The sequence below is a fragment of the Pseudomonas sp. DF11 genome, from assembly GCF_058148565.1.
This window is the reverse complement of sequence record NZ_JBYVYN010000003.1, coordinates 253043-272607: the sequence shown is the minus strand read 5'-3', so window position 1 is coordinate 272607 and position 19565 is coordinate 253043. Positions and strand designations below refer to the sequence as shown.

The window sequence follows — 19565 nt, the reverse complement described above, 5'->3', positions numbered from 1 at the left end:
TTTTCATGGAAAAGACCAAGCAGGCCATGCCGTTCGCGGTGCCGCGCCACGTGGCGATCATCATGGACGGCAACAATCGCTGGGCCAAGAAGCGCTTTATGCCTGGCGTCGCCGGGCACAAGGCGGGGGTCGATGCGGTTCGTGCGGTCATCGAGGTGTGTGCCGAGGCAGGGGTCGAGGTGCTGACCCTGTTCGCCTTCTCCAGCGAGAACTGGCAGCGTCCGGCCGATGAAGTCAGTGCCTTGATGGACCTGTTCCTCAAGGCCCTGCGCCGTGAGGCCAAACGCCTCAACGAGAACAAGATCAGCCTGCGGATCATCGGTGATCGCTCGCGCTTCCATCCCGAGTTGCAGGCTGCGATGCGCGAAGCCGAGGCCGCGACGGCGGGCGCCGATCGTTTTGTCCTGCAGATCGCCGCCAACTATGGCGGTCAGTGGGACATCGCCCAGGCTGCCCAACGGTTGGCGCGGGAAGTCCAGGCTGGGCACCTGCGTCCGGAAGACATCACGCCGCAACTGTTGCAGACCTGCCTGGCGACCGGCGACCTGCCGTTGCCGGACCTGTGCATCCGTACCGGTGGCGAGCATCGCATCAGCAACTTCCTGCTCTGGCAACTGGCTTATGCCGAGTTGTACTTCTCCGACCTGTTCTGGCCGGACTTCAAACACGAAGCCATGCGCACCGCACTGGCCGATTTCGCTTCCCGTCAGCGTCGCTTCGGTAAAACGAGCGAGCAGATCGAAGCTGGAGCCCGGGTTTAATGCTCAAACAACGAATCATCACTGCCTTGATCCTGTTGCCCATTGCCCTGGGTGGTTTTTTTCTGCTCGAAGGCGCCAGTTTTGCGCTGTTCATCGGCCTGGTCGTGACCTTGGGGGCTTGGGAATGGGCGCGTCTGGCGGGTTTTCCTGCGCAGTCGGCACGCGTGGCTTACGCAGCCGTCGTGGCGGCCATGCTGTTCATCATGTACGTGGTGCCTGACCTCGCGCCTTGGGTGCTGGGCGCTGCGGTGCTGTGGTGGGCGACCGCGACCTTCCTGGTCCTGACTTATCCGCGCACGACCCATCATTGGGCCAACGCAGCGACCAAGCTGGTGATCGGCCTGTTGATCCTGCTGCCGGCCTGGCAGGGGCTGATCTGGATCAAGCAAGGCCCGCTGGGTAACTGGCAGATCATGGCCGTGATGGTGCTGGTCTGGGGGGCTGATGTTGGCGCCTATTTCTCCGGCAAGGCGTTCGGCAAGCGCAAGCTCGCGCCGAAAGTCAGCCCCGGCAAGAGTTGGGAAGGCGTCTATGGTGGCCTGGCCTTGAGCCTGGTGATTACCACTGTGGTCGGTTTCGTTCGGGACTGGACGGTCGCGCAACTGCTGATGGGCCTTATTGGTGCCGCCCTGATCGTATTTGTGTCCGTGGTCGGCGACTTGACCGAAAGCATGTTCAAGCGTCAATCCGGGATCAAGGACAGCAGTAACCTGTTGCCCGGTCACGGTGGCGTGCTGGATCGTATCGACAGCCTTACCGCCGCGATCCCGATCTTTGCCGTGCTGTTGTGGATGGCGGCATCGTGAGTCGCCCCCAACAGATCACTGTCCTTGGCGCGACCGGTTCGATCGGCCTGAGTACGCTTGATGTCATTGCTCGGCATCCAGAGCGTTACCAGGTGTTCGCCCTCAGTGGTTTCACGCGCCTGAGTGAGTTGCTGGCCTTGTGCATACGCCACACGCCACGGTTTGCCGTGGTGCCTGAGGCAGGCGTGGCGCGGGCGTTGCAGGACGATCTGCGCGCAGCCGGGTTGCACACTCGGGTGCTGGTGGGGGAGGAGGGGCTCTGCCAAGTGGCTTCCGACCCTGAAGTCGACGCTGTGATGGCGGCAATCGTCGGTGCGGCGGGCTTGCGTCCGACGCTGGCGGCGGTGCAGGCCGGCAAGAAGATCCTGTTGGCCAACAAAGAAGCGCTGGTGATGTCCGGCGCGCTGTTCATGCAGGCTGTGCGCAAGAGCGGTTCGGTGCTGCTGCCTATAGACAGTGAACACAATGCGATTTTCCAGTGCATGCCACAGGACTTTTCCCGTGGCCTTGGCGCGGTGGGGGTCCGGCGGATTCTACTGACGGCCTCCGGTGGTCCGTTCCGGCAGACGCCGCTGGAAGAATTGATGCATGTTTCACCCGAGCAGGCCTGTGCGCACCCGAACTGGTCCATGGGGCGCAAGATTTCCGTGGATTCGGCCAGCATGATGAACAAGGGCCTGGAGCTGATCGAGGCTTGCTGGCTGTTCGATGCCAAGCCGTCCCAGGTCGAGGTGGTGATTCATCCCCAGAGCGTGATTCACTCCCTGGTGGACTACGTCGACGGTTCGGTGCTGGCCCAGTTGGGCAATCCGGACATGCGCACCCCGATCGCCAACGCCCTGGCCTGGCCGGAGCGCATCGATTCGGGCGTTGCGCCGCTGGACCTGTTCGCCATCGCCCGCCTGGATTTCCAGGCCCCCGACGAGCAGCGCTTCCCCTGCCTGCGTCTGGCGCGCCAAGCGGCCGAAGCGGGCAACAGTGCCCCGGCCATGCTTAATGCCGCCAATGAAGTGGCGGTTGCAGCGTTTCTCGATGGACGTGTCCGTTACCTCGAGATCGCGAGTATCATCGAGGAAGTCTTGAATCTCGAGGCCGTGGTTTCGGTCGATGACCTCGATACTGTGTTTACGGCGGATGCCAGGGCTCGTGAGTTGGCGGGCCAATGGCTGCAGCGCCACGGGCGTTGAAGCTGCGATACGTTAGCCAGGGTTGCCCTGGACAGGATTGCGGAGAAAACAGATGAGCGCGCTCTATATGATTGTCGGCACCCTGGTTGCCTTGGGGGTGTTGGTCACATTTCACGAATTCGGTCATTTCTGGGTCGCGCGTCGCTGTGGCGTCAAGGTCCTGCGTTTTTCCGTGGGCTTTGGCATGCCGTTGCTGCGCTGGCACGACAAGAAAGGCACCGAGTTCGTCGTGGCGGCCATCCCGTTGGGCGGCTACGTGAAAATGCTCGACGAGCGTGAAGGCGAAGTGCCGGCCGATCAGCTCGATCAATCCTTCAATCGCAAGACCGTCCGTCAGCGCATCGCCATCGTCGCGGCGGGGCCGATCGCCAACTTCCTGCTGGCCATGGTGTTTTTCTGGGCCCTGGCCATGCTGGGCAGCGAACAAGTGCGCCCGGTCATTGGCGCGGTGGAGGCTGGCAGCGTTGCCGCCCGCGCCGGACTGGGTGCCGGGCAGGAAATTGTCGCTATCGATGGTGAGCCGACATCGGGCTGGGCTGCGGTCAATCTGCAATTGGTGCGGCGCCTGGGTGAGAGCGGTTCGTTGCAGTTGATGGTGCGCGAGCAGGGCTCCACGGTGGATTCGCCTCGCGAACTGGTATTGGATAACTGGCTCAAGGGTGCCGACGAGCCCGATCCTATCCGTTCCCTGGGGATCCGGCCTTGGCGCCCGGCGTTGCCACCGATACTCGCCGAACTCGACCCGAAAGGCCCGGCCCAGGCTGCTGGCCTGAAGACCGGCGATCGGTTGCTGGCGCTCGACGGCCAGCCGGTCAGCGATTGGCAACAGGTGGTCGATTCGGTTCGTGTACGTCCTGATACCAAAATTGTGCTGCGCATCGAGCGTGACGGTGCTCCAATCGACGTCCCGGTGACCCTGGCGGCCCGTGGCGAGAGCAAGGCCCCGACCGGTTACCTGGGGGCGGGCGTCAAGGCTGTCGACTGGCCGCCGGAAATGATCCGCGAGGTCAGTTTCGGTCCTGTGGCGGCGATTGGCGAGGGTGCGCGTCGTACCTGGACCATGAGTGTCCTGACGCTGGACTCGCTCAAGAAAATGTTGTTCGGCGAGCTCTCGGTAAAAAACTTGAGTGGACCGATAACCATTGCTAAAGTGGCGGGCGCTTCTGCCCAGTCGGGCGTCGCTGATTTCCTGAATTTCCTTGCTTATCTGAGCATTAGCCTGGGGGTTCTGAATTTGCTGCCCATCCCGGTACTGGATGGGGGGCATCTGCTGTTTTATCTGATCGAGTGGGCGCGTGGTCGTCCCTTGTCGGATCGGGTGCAAGGTTGGGGGATACAGATCGGCATCAGCTTGGTGGTCGGGGTCATGTTGCTTGCCCTCGTCAACGATCTGGGTCGTCTGTAACGCTTCGCTGAATTGCGAATCTGCCGCATTTTGCGGCAGTTTGTTTATTGCCAGTTGGAATAAGAAAGGACTTCATGAAACGTCTGCTGCTAACTGCGGTTCTCACCGTATTGATGATCGCCGAAGTTCACGCCGAGTCCTTCACTATCTCTGATATTCGCGTCAATGGCCTCCAGCGGGTCTCCGCGGGTAGCGTCTTTGGTGCCTTGCCGTTGAACGTCGGCGAGCAGGCGGATGATCGGCGCCTGGTGGAATCCACTCGTGCGCTGTTCAAGACCGGCTTCTTTCAAGATATCCAACTGGGCCGTGACGGCAATGTCCTGGTCATCACCGTTGTCGAGCGTCCGTCGGTCGCCAGTATCGAGATCGAGGGCAACAAGGCGATCTCCACTGAAGACCTGATGAAGGGCCTCAAGCAATCCGGCCTGGCCGAAGGCGAGATCTTCCAGCGTGCCACCCTCGAAGGTGTGCGTAACGAACTGCAACGCCAGTACGTTGCCCAGGGCCGCTACTCGGCCACCGTCGACACCGAGGTGGTACCGCAGCCGCGCAACCGTGTCGGCCTGAAGGTCAACATCAACGAAGGCACCGTGGCGGCCATCCAGCACATCAACGTGGTGGGCAACACGGTTTTCCCGGATGAAGACCTGATCGACCTGTTCGAACTCAAGACCACCAACTGGCTGTCGTTCTTCAAGAACGACGACAAGTACGCCCGTGAAAAACTCTCCGGTGACCTGGAGCGCCTGCGTTCCTACTACCTGGACCGTGGCTACATCAACATGGACATCGCTTCGACCCAGGTGTCCATCACCCCGGACAAGAAGCACGTCTACATCACTGTCAACGTCAACGAAGGTGAGAAATACACCGTTCGTGACGTCAAGCTCAGCGGTGACCTGAAGGTCCCTGAAGACCAGGTCAAGTCGCTGTTGCTGGTGCAGAAGGGCCAGGTGTTCTCGCGCAAGCTGATGACCACCACGTCCGAACTGATCACCCGCCGCCTGGGTAACGAGGGCTACACCTTCGCCAACGTCAACGGCGTGCCACAGCCCCACGATGAAGACCATACCGTCGACATCACCTTCGCCGTGGACCCGGGCAAGCGTGCCTACGTCAACCGCATCAACTTCCGTGGCAACACCAAGTCCGAGGACGAAGTGCTGCGCCGTGAAATGCGCCAGATGGAAGGTGGCTGGGCCTCGACCTACCTGATCGACCAATCCAAGACCCGTCTTGAACGCCTGGGCTTCTTCAAGGAAGTCAACGTCGAGACCCCGGCCGTACCGGGCGTCGATGACCAGGTCGATGTGAACTACAGCGTCGAGGAGCAGGCTTCCGGCTCGATCACCGCCAGTGTCGGTTTCGCCCAGAGCGCCGGCCTGATCCTCGGCGGCTCGATCACCCAGAACAACTTCCTGGGTACCGGTAACAAGGTCAGCATCGGCTTGACCCGCAGTGAATACCAGACCCGCTACAACTTCGGCTTCGTGGACCCCTACTGGACCGCCGACGGTGTGAGCCTGGGCTACAACGCCTTCTATCGCACCACCGACTATGACGAGCTCGATTCCGATATCTCCAGCTACGCGGTGGACAGCTACGGTGTCGGCGCCAACGTGGGCTACCCGATCAGCGAGACTTCGCGCCTGACGTTCGGTCTGACTGCCCAGCAGGACAAGATCAACACCGGTCGCTACACCGTCGACGAGATCTTCGACTTCGTTAACAAGGAAGGCGACAGCTACCTGAACTTCAAGGCATCCGCCGGCTGGTCCGAGTCGACCCTGAACAAAGGCGTGCTGGCGACCCGTGGTCATTCCCAGAGCCTGGTGTTCGAAACCACCACCCCTGGCAGCGACCTGTCGTTCTTCAAGCTCGACTACCGTGGCCAGTTGTTCCAGCCGCTGTCTGATAACTACACCATGCGCCTGCACACCGAACTGGGCTATGGTGACGGCTACGGCTCGACCGATGGCCTGCCGTTCTACGAGAACTACTACGCCGGTGGTTTCAACTCGGTACGTGGCTTCAAGGACAGCACCCTGGGTCCGCGCAGTACGCCAAGTAGAGGCACCAATCCGGGCACGATTGCCGACCCGGACCAGGATCCACTGCCGTTCGGTGGCAACGTACTGATCCAGGGTGGTCTCGAGGTCCTGTTCCCGATGCCATTCGTGAAAGATCAGCGCTCCCTGCGTACCTCGGTATTCTGGGACGTGGGTAACGTATTCGACTCCAAGTGCAGCGACACCACCAACGCCAACGGCACCAGGTCCAACACACAGTGCAACGACATCAGCCTGAGCAACATGGCCAGTTCCGTTGGTGTGGGCGTGACCTGGGTCACCGCACTGGGTCCATTGAGTTTCGCGCTGGCAATGCCGATCAAGAAACCGGATGACGCTGAAACCCAAGTGTTCCAATTCTCCCTCGGCCAGACGTTCTAAGTATCTGGCCCAAGATAACGACAATGGATTTTGTAGGAGTACATCGTGCGTAAGTTGACTCAATTGGTTCTCCTGGCGACCGTACTGGTCGCAGGTCCGGCTTTTGCCGACATGAAGATCGCCGTGCTGAATTATCAGATGGCCTTGCTGGAGTCCGACGCGGCGAAGAAATACGCCGTGGATGCGGAGAAGAAGTTCGGCCCGCAACTGACCAAGCTCAAGGGCCTGGAAAGCAGCGCCAAGGGCATCCAGGATCGTCTGGTGGCCGGTGGCGACAAGATGGCCCAGGGCGAGCGTGAGCGTCTGGAACTTGAGTTCAAGCAAAAGGCCCGTGACTTCCAGTTCCAGTCCAAGGAGCTGAACGAAGCGAAAGCTGTTGCCGACCGCGAAATGCTCAAGCAACTCAAGCCGAAACTCGACAGCGCCGTGGAAGAAGTCATCAAGAAAGGTGGTTTTGACCTGGTGTTCGAGCGTGGCGCAGTGATCGATGTCAAGCCTCAATACGACATCACGCGCCAGGTGATCGAGCGCATGAATCAGCTGAAGTAATCCATGACAGCGACTATCAAGCTCGGCCAATTGGCCGAGTTCCTCGGCGCCACCCTGCGTGGCGACCCGGAGAAGGCAATTACTGGGCTAGCCACTTTGCAAGAGGCTGGCCCAGCTCAGTTGAGCTTTCTGGCAAATCCCCAATATCGCAAGTACCTGGCCGACAGCCGGGCTGCCGCGCTGTTGCTCAAGGCCGCTGATGCCGATGGGTTTGCCGGCGATGCCCTGATCGTGCCCGATCCGTACCTGGCATATGCACGAATCTCCCACCTGTTCGATCCCAAGCCCAAGTCGGCTGCTGGTATTCATCCCAGCGCAGTGATTGCGGCGGATGCCGTGGTCGATCCCACGGCCAGCGTCGGTCCGTTCGTGGTCATCGAAAGCGCGGCCCGAATCGGTGCCGGCGTTACGCTGGGTGCCCATTGTGTCATCGGCGCGCGCAGCGAGATCGGCGAAGGCGGCTGGCTGGCACCACGGGTCACCCTGTACCACGATGTGCGCATCGGCAAACGGGTCGTGATTCAGTCAGGCGCAGTGCTGGGCGGTGAAGGGTTCGGTTTCGCCAACGAAAAAGGCATCTGGCAAAAGATCGCCCAGATTGGTGGCGTCACCGTTGGCGATGATGTGGAGATCGGCGTCAACACCGCGATCGACCGTGGTGCCCTGGCCGACACAGTCATCGGTAATGGCGTCAAGCTCGACAACCAGATCCAGATCGCCCACAACGTCCAGGTTGGTGACCACACTGCCATGGCCGCCTGCGTGGGCATCTCCGGCAGCACCAGGATCGGCAAGCACTGCATGCTCGCCGGTGGCGTGGGGCTGGTGGGGCATATCGATATCTGTGACAACGTGTTCCTGACCGGGATGACCATGGTGACCCACTCGATTACCGAGCCGGGTGCCTATTCTTCCGGCACAGCTATGCAACCGGCAGCCGAATGGCGCAAGAGCGCGGCCCGTATCCGCCAGCTCGATGACATCGCGCGGCGCCTGAAGCAGGTGGAAAAGCGTGTAGGGGACGTGACCCCTGGCGGTAATGCTTCATCAGATGGCTGATACCATTTCCATATCAAGTGTGCACAGCCGTTAGGGCTTCTTGATTTGCTAGCGGAGTGCGCGTCACTCGTGCGCTCCCAATCTTTACATAGGCTTCCCCCCGAAATGATGGACATCAACGAGATTCGCGAATACCTGCCTCACCGTTACCCGTTCCTGCTGGTGGATCGGGTGGTGGACCTGGACGTTGAAGGCAAGCGCATTCGCGCCTACAAGAATGTCAGCATCAACGAGCCGTTCTTCAATGGCCACTTCCCCGCGCATCCGATCATGCCGGGCGTGCTGATCATCGAGGCAATGGCTCAGGCTGCCGGGATCCTTGGTTTCAAAATGCTCGACGTAAAGCCTGCCGACGGCACGCTCTATTACTTCGTCGGTTCCGACAAGCTGCGTTTCCGCCAGCCGGTCACCCCGGGCGATCAGTTGATCCTCGAAGCCAAGTTCATCAGTTGCAAGCGCCAGATCTGGAAATTCGAATGCCAGGCTTCGGTCGACGGCAAGCCAGTCTGCTCCGCTGAAATCATCTGTGCGGAACGCAAGCTATGAGTTTGATTGACCCTCGCGCAATCATCGATCCGACGGCCGTCCTGGCCGCCGATGTCGAGGTCGGCCCGTGGTCGATTGTCGGCGCAGGTGTGGAAATCGGCGAGGGTACGGTGATCGGTCCCCACGTAGTGCTCAAGGGCCCGACCCGGATTGGTCGTCACAATCGCATCTACCAGTTTTCTTCGGTAGGCGAGGATACGCCCGATCTCAAATACAAAGGTGAAGAGACCCGTCTGGTCATCGGCGATCACAATGTGATCCGTGAAGGCGTGACGATTCACCGTGGCACCGTTCAGGACCGTTCCGAAACGACCCTGGGCGACCACAACCTGATCATGGCCTATGCGCACATCGGCCATGACAGCGTGATTGGCAACCATTGCATCCTGGTCAACAACACCGCGCTGGCTGGTCATGTGCACGTAGATGATTGGGCGATCCTGTCCGGGTTCACCCTGGTGCACCAGTATTGCCATATCGGCGCCCATAGCTTCTCTGGCATGGGCACGGCCATTGGCAAGGACGTCCCGGCCTATGTCACGGTGTTCGGTAACCCGGCCGAAGCCCGCAGCATGAACTTCGAAGGCATGCGTCGTCGTGGTTTCAGCGAAGAGGCGATTACGGCGCTGCGGCGTGCCTACAAGGTCGTGTATCGCCAGGGCCTGACGGTCGAGCAGGCGCTCGCCGAACTGGCGGAGGCCTCGACGCAATACCCGGAAGTCGCGATCTTCCGCGACTCCATCCAGTCTTCGACCCGCGGCATCACTCGCTGACCATGGCTAACTTGCGTATTGCACTGGTGGCGGGAGAGGCTTCCGGTGACATTCTGGGCGCCGGTCTGATGCGCTCGCTCAAGGCGCAGCACCCCGCAGTCGAATTCATCGGTGTCGGTGGGCCGCTGATGCAAGCCGAGGGGCTCACGTCTTATTTCCCGATGGAACGCCTGTCGGTCATGGGACTGGTGGAAGTGCTCGGTCGCCTGCGCGAGCTGCTGGCCCGGCGCAAGAAGCTGATCCAGACCCTGATCGACGAAAAACCGGATGTATTCATCGGCATCGATGCGCCGGATTTCACCCTCAATATCGAACTCAAGTTGCGTCAGGCCGGGATCAAGACCGTGCACTACGTCAGCCCGTCGGTCTGGGCCTGGCGGCAGAAGCGGGTGCTGAAGATTCGTGAAGGCTGCGACCTGATGTTGACGCTGCTGCCGTTCGAAGCCCGGTTCTACGAGGAGAAGGGCGTGCCGGTGCGGTTTGTCGGGCACACCCTGGCCGATACCATTCCCCTGGAAGCCGACCGCGCTGCGGCTCGCCAGGCGTTGGGCCTGCCCGAAGGGCCGCTGGTGGCCTTGATGCCCGGCAGTCGGGGTGGTGAGGTGAGTCGCCTGGGTGGCTTGTTCTTTGACGCCGCCGAACGCCTTCGGGCGCTGCGCCCAGGTGTGCGTTTTGTCCTGCCGTGTGCCAGTGCGCAGCGTCGGGTCCAGTTGGAAGCGCTGCTGGTCGGTCGCGATTTGCCGGTGACGTTGCTCGATGGCCGTTCCCATGAAGCGTTGGCGGCTTGCGATGCGGTGTTGATTGCCTCTGGCACTGCTACTCTTGAGGCGTTGTTGTATAAACGCCCGATGGTGGTCGCCTATCGCCTGGCACCGCTGACGTTCTGGATTCTCAAGCGCATGGTCAAGAGTCCCTACGTTTCCTTGCCAAACCTGTTAGCCCAGCGCCTGTTGGTGCCGGAGCTGCTGCAGGACGAGGCGACCGCCGAGGCATTGGCCAACACGCTGTCGCCCTTGCTCGACGGCGGTGAGGAACAGACCCGGGGCTTTGACGAAATCCACCGTACCCTGCGTCGCGATGCCTCCAACCAGGCCGCAGACGCGGTACTGACCCTGATCGGCGCAAAACCATGAGCAACTCAAAGCTACAGATGGGCCTGGACTTCAACCTGGTTGCCGAAGTGGAAGAGCTGGTGGCCGGTGTCGATGAGGTGGGGCGCGGCCCGTTGTGCGGCGCAGTGGTGACGGCGGCGGTGATTCTCGACCCGAAACGGCCGATCCTTGGCCTCAATGATTCGAAGAAGCTCACTGAGGCCCGTCGCGAAAAACTCTACGACGAGATCTGCGAGAAAGCCCTGAGCTGGTGCATCGCCCGGGCCGAAGTCGAAGAAATCGATGAACTCAACATCCTGCACGCCACCATGCTCGCCATGCAGCGTGCTGTACAGGGGCTGCATATCACGCCGAAACTGGCGATGATCGATGGCAATCGCTGCCCGAAATTGTCGATGCGCGCCGAAGCGGTCATCCAGGGCGACGCCAAGGTACCGGCCATCGCGGCGGCCTCGATCCTGGCGAAGGTCAGCCGTGACCGGGAAATGAGCGCCTTCGAGCTGATCTATCCGGGCTATGGCATCGGCAGTCACAAAGGCTATCCGACCCCCGTTCATCTGGAAGCCCTGGCGCGTCTTGGGCCAACGCCGATCCACCGGCGTTCGTTCGCCCCGGTGCGGTTGGCTTATGAAGCGCGTGATGGCTTGATCGTGAGTAGTCAGATTACGGTTTCTTGATGCAGGCTTTTGTGGCGAGGGGATTTATCCCCGCTGGGGCGCGAAGCGGCCCGAAAAGTCTGCCTGAGACAACGAGTTCTAGATCCAGGGGCCGCTTTGCAGCCCAGTGGGGATAAATCCCCTCGCCACAAAAGTAGTGTGCATGTTTGCCTGGCAGGATGCTCATGGCTGATGTTTTACCCAAGGCCCGGTACAATCCGGGCCTTGTTGTTTTCATGACTTAACGCAGGATCACTATGCCGGCTTCATTCGTTCATCTACGCCTGCACACTGAATACTCCCTGGTCGATGGCCTGGTGCGGATCAAGCCATTGGTCAAGACCCTGGTGGGCATGAACATGCCTGCCGTGGCGGTCACCGACCAGAACAACATGTGTTCGCTGGTCAAGTTCTACAAGGCCGCCATGGGCGCCGGGATCAAGCCGATCTGTGGCGCCGACCTGTGGTTGTCGAACAAGGACCCGGACGCACCACTGAGCCGTATCAGCCTGTTGGTGATGAACGCCATGGGTTATCGCAACCTCACCGAGCTGATCTCCCGTGGCTTTATCGACGGCCAGCGCAATGGTTCGATCATCATCGAGCGCGAGTGGGTGGCCGAGGCCAGCGAAGGGCTGATCATGCTGTCGGCGGCCAAGGAGGGTGAAATCGGCCTGGCCCTGCTCAGTGGCAACACCGAGGAAGCCGAGACCCTGGCCCGCGACTGGATGTCGGTGTTCCCGGACCGTTTCTACATCGAAGTGCAGCGCACCAACCGTCCCAACGACGAAGAACACCTGCATGCCGCCGTGGCCCTGGCCGACAAGATCGGCGCGCCGCTGGTGGCGACCAACGACGTGCGTTTCATCAAGCAGGAAGACTTCGAGGCCCACGAAACCCGCGTCTGCATCGGTGAAGGTCGCGCCCTCGATGACCCGCGCCGTCCGAAGAACTACAGCGACCAGCAATACCTCAAGAGCGCCGAGGAAATGGCCGAGTTGTTCAGTGACCTGCCTGAGGCGCTGGAAAACACCGTCGAGATCGCCAAGCGCTGCAACATCGAAGTGAAACTGGGCAAGCACTTCCTGCCCAACTTCCCGATTCCCGATGGCATGACCATCGACGAGTATTTCCGCAAAGTGTCCTTCGACGGCCTGGAGGAACGCCTCAGCGTCCTGCTGCCCAAGGACACCACCGAAGATTACGAAGCCAAGCGCCAGGTCTATGTCGACCGCTTGAATTTCGAGCTGGATATCATCATCCAGATGGGGTTCCCCGGTTACTTCCTGATCGTGATGGACTTCATCCAGTGGGCCAAGAACAACGGCGTGCCGGTGGGCCCTGGCCGTGGGTCGGGCGCCGGGTCGCTGGTGGCCTACGTACAGAAGATCACCGACCTCGACCCGCTGGAATATGACCTGCTGTTCGAACGTTTCCTCAACCCGGAACGGGTATCCATGCCCGACTTCGACGTCGACTTCTGTATGGATGGTCGCGACCGGGTGATCGATTACGTGGCCGAGAAATACGGTCGCAACGCGGTGAGCCAGATCATCACTTTCGGTTCCATGGCCGCCAAGGCTGTGGTGCGCGACGTGGCGCGGGTGCAGGGCAAGTCCTACGGTCTGGCGGATCGTCTGTCGAAGATGATTCCGTTCGAAGTCGGCATGACCCTGGAAAAAGCCTACGAACAGGAAGAAATCCTGCGGGACTTCATCAAGGTCGATGAAGAAGCCGCGGAAATCTGGGAAATGGCGCGCAAGCTCGAAGGCGTGGTGCGTAACGTCGGCAAGCACGCCGGTGGCGTGGTCATCGCGCCGACCAAGCTGACGGACTTCTCGCCGATCTATTGCGATGAAGAAGGCGACGGCCTGGTGACCCAGTTCGACAAGGACGACGTCGAGGCGGCGGGCCTGGTGAAGTTCGACTTCCTCGGCCTGCGGACCCTGACGATCATCGATTGGGCCCTGAAAACCATCAACCGTGACCGGGCCAAGGTCGGCGAAGAACCGCTGGACATCGCCTTCATCCCGCTGGATGACAAGCCGACCTACAGCCTGCTGCAAAAAGCCGAAACCACGGCGGTGTTCCAACTTGAATCCCGAGGCATGAAAGAGCTGATCAAAAAGCTCAAGCCCGACTGCCTGGAAGACCTGATCGCACTCGTGGCGCTGTTCCGGCCGGGTCCGTTGCAATCGGGCATGGTGGACGACTTCATCAACCGTAAGCACGGTCGCGCCGAACTGGCGTATCCGCATCCCGACTACCAGTACGACGGCCTCAAGCCGGTGTTGGCCCCCACCTACGGCATCATCCTGTACCAGGAACAGGTGATGCAGATTGCCCAGGTGATGGCCGGCTATACGCTGGGCGGCGCGGACATGCTGCGTCGAGCCATGGGTAAGAAAAAGCCCGAGGAAATGGCCAAGCAGCGTGGCGGTTTCATTGAAGGTTGTGCGAACAACGGTATCGATGCGGACCTGGCCGGTAACATCTTCGACCTGGTGGAAAAATTCGCCGGCTACGGCTTCAACAAATCCCACTCCGCCGCGTATGGCCTGGTGTCGTACCAGACCGCGTGGCTGAAGGCCCATTACCCGGCGCCGTTCATGGCCGCGGTACTGTCGGCGGATATGCACAACACCGACAAGGTCGTGACCTTGATCGAAGAAGTGCGGACCATGAAGCTGCGCCTCGACGCACCGGACGTGAACGCTTCGGAGTTCAAGTTCACGGTGAACGAAGAAGGCCGCATCATCTACGGCCTCGGTGCGATCAAGGGCGTGGGCGAGGGGCCGGTGGAGGCCATCACCGAAGCGCGCCAGGACGGGCCGTTCAAGGACCTGTTCGATTTCTGCGCCCGGGTCGACCTCAAGCGCATCAACAAGCGCACCCTCGATGGTTTGATTCGCAGTGGCGCGTTGGACCGTCTGGGTCCGTACTTCCAGGATGAACCCAAGGCCTACCAGGCCAACATCGACCGCAACCGCGCGGTATTGCTGGCAGCCATGGAAGAAGCGATCAAGGCCGCCGAACAGACCGCCCGCACCCACGACAGCGGTCACGCCGACCTGTTTGGCGGGCTGTTCGTCGAGGAAGACGCCGATGTCTACGGCAACCATCGCAAGGCCAAGGAGCTGACCCTCAAGGAACGCCTCAAGGGTGAAAAAGACACCTTGGGCCTGTACCTCACCGGGCACCCGATCGACGAATACGAAGGTGAGATCCGCCGCTTCGCCCGCCAGCGTATCATCGACCTCAAGCCGGCTCGCGACACGCAGACCGTTGCCGGCATGATCATCGCCCTGCGGGTGATGAAGAACAAAAAGGGCGACAAGATGGGCTTCATCACCCTCGACGACCGCTCCGGGCGCATCGAGGCTTCGTTGTTCGCCGATGCGTTCCACTCGGCGCAGTCGCTGTTGCAGACCGACGCGATGGTGGTGGTGGAAGGCGAGGTCAGCAACGACGACTTTTCCGGTGGCCTGCGGCTGCGGGTCAAGCGGGTGATGAGCATGGAAGATGCCCGTACCAACCTGGCCGAGAGCCTGCGCCTGAAGTTGCAGACCCAGGACCTAAAGGGCGATCAGCTACGCTGGTTGGGCGAATTGTTCAAGCGTCATCGCGGTGCCTGCCCGATCACCATGGAGTATGTGCGCCCCGATGCCAAGGCTGTGCTGCAGTTCGGCGAGGGCTGGCGGATCGACCCGGCGGATGCGTTGATTCAAGCCTTGCGTGACCAGTTCGGCAAAGACAACGTCTTCCTCCAATACCGTTGACGGCCAGGGGCCATTCTTGAAACCGGAATGCCCCTGATCTCGACCCGAATTTTTAATCTCGACCTGAACGCGCCTCTCCCTTAAGGTAGGCGCGAATAGACAACCGGCCGGCCCAAGCTCTCTTGGACGTCGACCCAAGACGGACGCCTATGAACCCGAATTTTCTAGATTTCGAACAGCCGATCGCCGACCTGCAAGCCAAGATCGAAGAGTTGCGCTTGGTCGGTAATGACAATTCGCTGAATATCGGCGATGAGATCTCTCGTCTGCAGGACAAAAGCCGCACGCTGACCGAAGACATCTTCGGCAAGCTGACCAGCTGGCAGATCGCCCGCCTGGCGCGGCACCCGCGTCGTCCCTACACCCTGGACTACATCGAGCACATCTTTACCGAGTTCGATGAGTTGCATGGCGACCGTCACTTCTCCGACGACGCCGCGATCGTCGGCGGTGTCGCCCGCCTGGAAGACCAGCCGGTGATGGTGATCGGTCACCAGAAAGGCCGTGAAGTGCGCGAGAAGGTACGCCGCAACTTCGGCATGCCGCGTCCGGAAGGCTACCGCAAGGCCTGCCGCCTGATGGAAATGGCCGAGCGCTTCAAGATGCCGATCCTGACGTTCATCGACACGCCGGGCGCCTACCCGGGCATCGACGCCGAAGAGCGCAACCAGAGCGAAGCGATTGCCTGGAACCTGCGGGTCATGGCTCGCCTGAAAACCCCGATCATCGCCACTGTGATCGGCGAAGGCGGTTCCGGCGGTGCGCTGGCCATCGGTGTCTGCGATCAACTGAACATGCTGCAATATTCCACTTATGCGGTGATCTCGCCGGAAGGCTGCGCCTCGATCCTGTGGAAAACCGCCGAGAAGGCGCCGGATGCGGCTGAAGCGATGGGCATTACTGCCGAGCGTCTCAAAGGCCTGGGCATCGTCGACAAAGTGATCAACGAGCCAGTGGGCGGCGCCCACCGCGACCCGGCTGCTGCGGCGGCACTGATCCGCGCCGAGCTGAGTTCGCAACTGTCGATGCTCAAGAAGTTCGACAACGACGCGCTGCTGGCTCGTCGCTACGAGCGGTTGATGAGCTACGGTCTCTGATCTGACCAAGCTTCCAGCAGTTGTGGGGGCCAGTGTGGGAGCGGGCTTGCTCGCGAAAGCGGTTTAACATTCAACTCATGTGTTGAATGATTCACCGCCTTCGCGAGCAAGCCCGCTCCCACATTTGATTTGTGCCAAGGCTGATACCCATGAACACAAGCATCGACCTGCCCACCCGGCTCCTCACACAGCTATCTCCCTGGCGCAACGCCGCCACCTGGCGCATCGCCTTCTCCGGCGGCCTCGATTCCACCGTCCTGCTGCACCTGCTTGCGTCCCTGGCAAAAACCCAAACCCTGCCGTCCCTGAGTGCTATCCACATCCATCATGGCCTCCAGGCTGTGGCCGATGCATGGCCGGACCATTGTCGTTCGGTCTGCAAAGCGCTTGGGGTGCCGCTTGAGGTAGTGAGCGTGCAAGTCCAGCCCGGCGCCAGCATCGAGCGCGCTGCCCGGGACGCTCGTTATGGTGCCTTCGTGGCGGCGCTTCGCAGCAATGAAGTGCTGCTTACCGCCCAGCACCGCGACGACCAGGCTGAAACCCTGTTGTTTCGTTTGCTGCGCGGAGCGGGGGTGAGAGGCTTGGCGGCGATGCCGAGGCAGCGTCCGCTGGGCCAGGGCTATTTGCTGCGACCTCTGCTCGACGTGTCTCGCGCGGAGCTGGAGGTCTACGCGACGCAACAGGGCTTGAGCTGGATCGACGATCCCTCCAACGACGACCATCGCTACGCGCGCAATTATCTGCGCCAGCGGGTTTTTCCAGTGCTGGCCGAGCAATGGCCGCAAGCTTCCGCGACCCTGGCTCGCAGCGCTGCGCACATGGGCCAAGCCCAAGGTTTGCTGGACGATTTGGCGCGGATCGACCTGGCCCAGGCCACGTCCCCGGGCGCGTTCGGCTGGCTTGGGTTGCGATCCCTGGCGCTGGCACCTTTACGGGCGTTGTCGCCAGCCCGTCAGCGCAACGCCTTGAGCCACTGGCTGACGCCGATGACTCTGCTGCCAGATAGCGATCACTGGTCGGGCTGGGATTCGTTGCGCGATGCCGCAGACGATGCTCGGCCGATCTGGCGGCTGGCTGGCGGTGAGTTGCACCGGGCCGCCGGGCGGGTCTGGTGGTTATCCGACCACTGGCTATGTCCGGTCCCAGGCGCCGTCGACTGGGCGGATCCGGCGGTTGCGCTGTGCTTGCCGGGCAATGGTCGGGTGGCACTCAACGGCATGCCACCTGCGGGACCGCTTTGCGTGCGCTATCGTGAAGGCGGCGAGGTGATGGCGTTACCGGGGCGTGGTCATCGTGACCTCAAGCGCTTGCTCAATGAAAAGGGTGTGCCGGCGTTCGTTCGCGGCCGATTGCCGCTGCTGTATCAGGGCGAGCAATTGCTGGCGGTGGCCAACCTGTCCGGGCTCGATGCACCGGGTGATGGCAGTTGGCAATTGACCTGGACGCCAGGAAGCCAAGATCTGGGTTTGAGCTGAAAGGGGCTTTCCGGTAGACTACGCTCCCTTCTTGATACAACTTCTGTGGATTCGCCTGAATTGCAGGAGTTGCCGATTACCAAGCAGTCTTTGCTGGGCGATTCCAAAAAATGTGTAGCGAGCAACGTACCGGTGATTTCACTTCCGGTCTGTCCCAACGCGGCGGTTTTTTTGAAAGGTGCACTGTGATTAATGCAGGTGATCGGGGGCTTCGGCCTTCCTTCGCTTTCCCCGGCGGCTCGGACCGCTTTAACGCAGACTTCTAGGGTTTTTCATGACGCGCTACATATTCGTCACGGGCGGTGTTGTTTCTTCATTGGGGAAAGGCATTGCCTCGGCTTCATTGGCGGCCATCCTGGAGGCGCGGGGACTTAAGGTCACCATGCTCAAGCTGGACCCGTACATCAACGTCGACCCGGGCACCATGAGCCCGTTCCAGCACGGTGAAGTGTTCGTCACCCACGACGGCGCCGAGACCGACCTGGACCTGGGCCACTACGAGCGGTTCATCCGCACGACCATGACCCAGAACAACAACTTCACCACCGGCCGTGTCTACGAACACGTGCTGCGCAAAGAGCGCCGTGGTGACTACCTGGGCGCGACCATCCAGGTCATCCCGCACATCACCGACGAAATCAAGCGCCGCATCATCAAGGGTGCCGGCGATGCCGACGTGGCGATGGTCGAGATCGGCGGTACCGTGGGCGACATCGAGTCCCAACCGTTCCTCGAAGCCATCCGCCAGTTGCGTTTCGAAATCGGCGCCAAGCGCGCGATGCTGATGCACCTGACGCTGGTGCCGTACATCGCTACCGCGGGTGAAACCAAGACCAAGCCAACCCAGCATTCGGTCAAGGAACTGCGTTCCATCGGCCTGCAGCCGGACGTGCTGATCTGCCGCTCCGATCATCCGATCGACATCTCTTCGCGTCGCAAGATCGCCCAGTTCACCAACGTTGAAGAGCGCGCGGTGATCGGTCTGGAAGACGCCGATACCATCTACAAGATCCCGGGCATCCTGCACTCCCAGGGCCTGGACGATTTCGTCGTCGAGCGTTTCGGCCTGCAATGCGCTGGCGCCGATCTGTCCGAATGGGATGCCGTGGTCGATGCCAAGCTCAACCCGGAACACGAAGTCACCATCGCCATGGTCGGCAAGTACATGGAGCTGCTGGACGCCTACAAGTCGCTGATCGAAGCGATGAGTCACGCCGGTATCAGCAACCGTACCAAGGTCAACCTGCGCTACATCGATTCCGAAGACATCGAGAACCAGGGCACCGGCCTGCTCGAAGGCGCCGATGCGATCCTCGTGCCGGGCGGCTTCGGCCTGCGGGGCGTGGAAGGCAAGATCACTGCCGTGCAATACGCTCGCGAAAACAAGGTGCCGTACCTGGGTATCTGCCTGGGCATGCAAGTGGCGGTCATCGAGTTCGCCCGTAACGTATTGGGCTGGAAAGACGCCAACTCCACCGAGTTCGACCGTGCCAGCGGCCATCCGGTCGTGGGCCTGATCACCGAGTGGGAAGACGCCACCGGTGCCGTGGAAATCCGCACCGAAGCCTCCGACCTGGGCGGCACCATGCGCCTCGGCGCCCAGGATTGCCTGCTCGAAGCCGGTTCCCTGGTGCACCAGTGCTATGCCAAGGACGTGATCGTCGAGCGTCACCGCCATCGCTACGAAGTGAACAACAACCTGCTGCCGCAACTGATCGAGGCCGGCCTGAAAATCTCCGGTCGCTCCGGCGACGGCGCGCTGGTGGAAGTGGTCGAGGCGCCGGATCATCCATGGTTCGTCGCCTGCCAGTTCCACCCCGAGTTCACCTCGACGCCACGGGATGGTCATCCACTGTTCAGTGGTTTCGTGAAAGCCGCTTTGGCTCAACACCAGAAAAAGGCATAAGACG

The 19565-nt window shown here is 61.0% G+C and carries 15 protein-coding genes; all 15 read left to right on the top strand.

The genetic code is table 11. The features are described 5' to 3' along the window. Window positions 1–5 precede the first annotated feature (5 nt). The 15 genes from uppS (at window position 6) to pyrG (ending at window position 19561) form a co-directional block, all read left to right on the top strand. Complete coding sequence (gene uppS, locus AC30D9_RS11670; protein ID WP_134922981.1) at window positions 6–761, top strand: polyprenyl diphosphate synthase; 756 nt, start codon at window positions 6–8, stop codon at window positions 759–761. Further along, window positions 761–1567 (top strand): phosphatidate cytidylyltransferase, encoded by an 807-nt coding sequence (locus AC30D9_RS11665; RefSeq protein ID WP_134922982.1) that lies wholly within the window; start codon window positions 761–763, stop codon window positions 1565–1567. Before uppS ends, AC30D9_RS11665 begins: the two co-directional genes overlap by 1 nt. Beyond that, window positions 1564–2754: a 1-deoxy-D-xylulose-5-phosphate reductoisomerase gene (gene ispC, locus AC30D9_RS11660; protein WP_307575024.1), complete on the top strand. Its 1191-nt coding sequence runs from the start codon at window positions 1564–1566 to the stop codon at window positions 2752–2754. Before AC30D9_RS11665 ends, ispC begins: the two co-directional genes overlap by 4 nt. A gap of 52 nt (window positions 2755–2806) precedes the next feature. Then, complete coding sequence (gene rseP / locus AC30D9_RS11655) at window positions 2807–4159, top strand: sigma E protease regulator RseP (RefSeq protein ID WP_134922984.1); 1353 nt, start codon at window positions 2807–2809, stop codon at window positions 4157–4159. 74 nt (window positions 4160–4233) lie between these two features. Beyond that, complete coding sequence (gene bamA, locus AC30D9_RS11650; protein WP_134922985.1) at window positions 4234–6609, top strand: outer membrane protein assembly factor BamA; 2376 nt, start codon at window positions 4234–4236, stop codon at window positions 6607–6609. A gap of 45 nt (window positions 6610–6654) precedes the next feature. Then, window positions 6655–7158 (top strand): OmpH/Skp family outer membrane protein, encoded by a 504-nt coding sequence (locus AC30D9_RS11645; RefSeq protein WP_003184901.1) that lies wholly within the window; start codon window positions 6655–6657, stop codon window positions 7156–7158. 3 nt (window positions 7159–7161) lie between these two features. Beyond that, window positions 7162–8217, top strand: a complete 1056-nt coding sequence (lpxD, locus tag AC30D9_RS11640; protein ID WP_116831570.1) for a UDP-3-O-(3-hydroxymyristoyl)glucosamine N-acyltransferase — start codon at window positions 7162–7164, stop codon at window positions 8215–8217. A gap of 105 nt (window positions 8218–8322) precedes the next feature. After that, window positions 8323–8763, top strand: coding sequence for a 3-hydroxyacyl-ACP dehydratase FabZ (gene fabZ / locus AC30D9_RS11635; protein ID WP_003184897.1), 441 nt, complete (start codon window positions 8323–8325; stop codon window positions 8761–8763). Next, window positions 8760–9536, top strand: a complete 777-nt coding sequence (gene lpxA / locus AC30D9_RS11630) for an acyl-ACP--UDP-N-acetylglucosamine O-acyltransferase (protein WP_109756634.1) — start codon at window positions 8760–8762, stop codon at window positions 9534–9536. Before fabZ ends, lpxA begins: the two co-directional genes overlap by 4 nt. 2 nt (window positions 9537–9538) lie before the next feature. After that, window positions 9539–10669: a lipid-A-disaccharide synthase gene (lpxB, locus tag AC30D9_RS11625; RefSeq protein ID WP_490144067.1), complete on the top strand. Its 1131-nt coding sequence runs from the start codon at window positions 9539–9541 to the stop codon at window positions 10667–10669. Then, entirely contained in the window at window positions 10666–11325 is a 660-nt protein-coding gene (rnhB, locus tag AC30D9_RS11620) for a ribonuclease HII (RefSeq protein WP_134922988.1), read from the top strand. The genes lpxB and rnhB overlap by 4 nt, the downstream gene beginning before the upstream one ends. A 236-nt stretch (window positions 11326–11561) precedes the next feature. Beyond that, window positions 11562–15083: a DNA polymerase III subunit alpha gene (dnaE, locus tag AC30D9_RS11615; protein WP_134922989.1), complete on the top strand. Its 3522-nt coding sequence runs from the start codon at window positions 11562–11564 to the stop codon at window positions 15081–15083. 149 nt (window positions 15084–15232) lie between these two features. After that, window positions 15233–16180: an acetyl-CoA carboxylase carboxyltransferase subunit alpha gene (locus AC30D9_RS11610; RefSeq protein ID WP_047701999.1), complete on the top strand. Its 948-nt coding sequence runs from the start codon at window positions 15233–15235 to the stop codon at window positions 16178–16180. Window positions 16181–16329: 149 nt separating this feature from the next. Further along, on the top strand, window positions 16330–17655 hold the full coding sequence (tilS, locus tag AC30D9_RS11605) for a tRNA lysidine(34) synthetase TilS (protein ID WP_490144066.1): 1326 nt from the start codon (window positions 16330–16332) through the stop codon (window positions 17653–17655). Between the two features lie 274 nt (window positions 17656–17929). Beyond that, window positions 17930–19561 carry a CTP synthase gene (pyrG, locus tag AC30D9_RS11600; protein WP_134922991.1) on the top strand — a complete coding sequence of 544 codons (1632 nt, stop codon included), beginning with the start codon at window positions 17930–17932 and terminating at the stop codon, window positions 19559–19561. Window positions 19562–19565 lie beyond the last annotated feature (4 nt).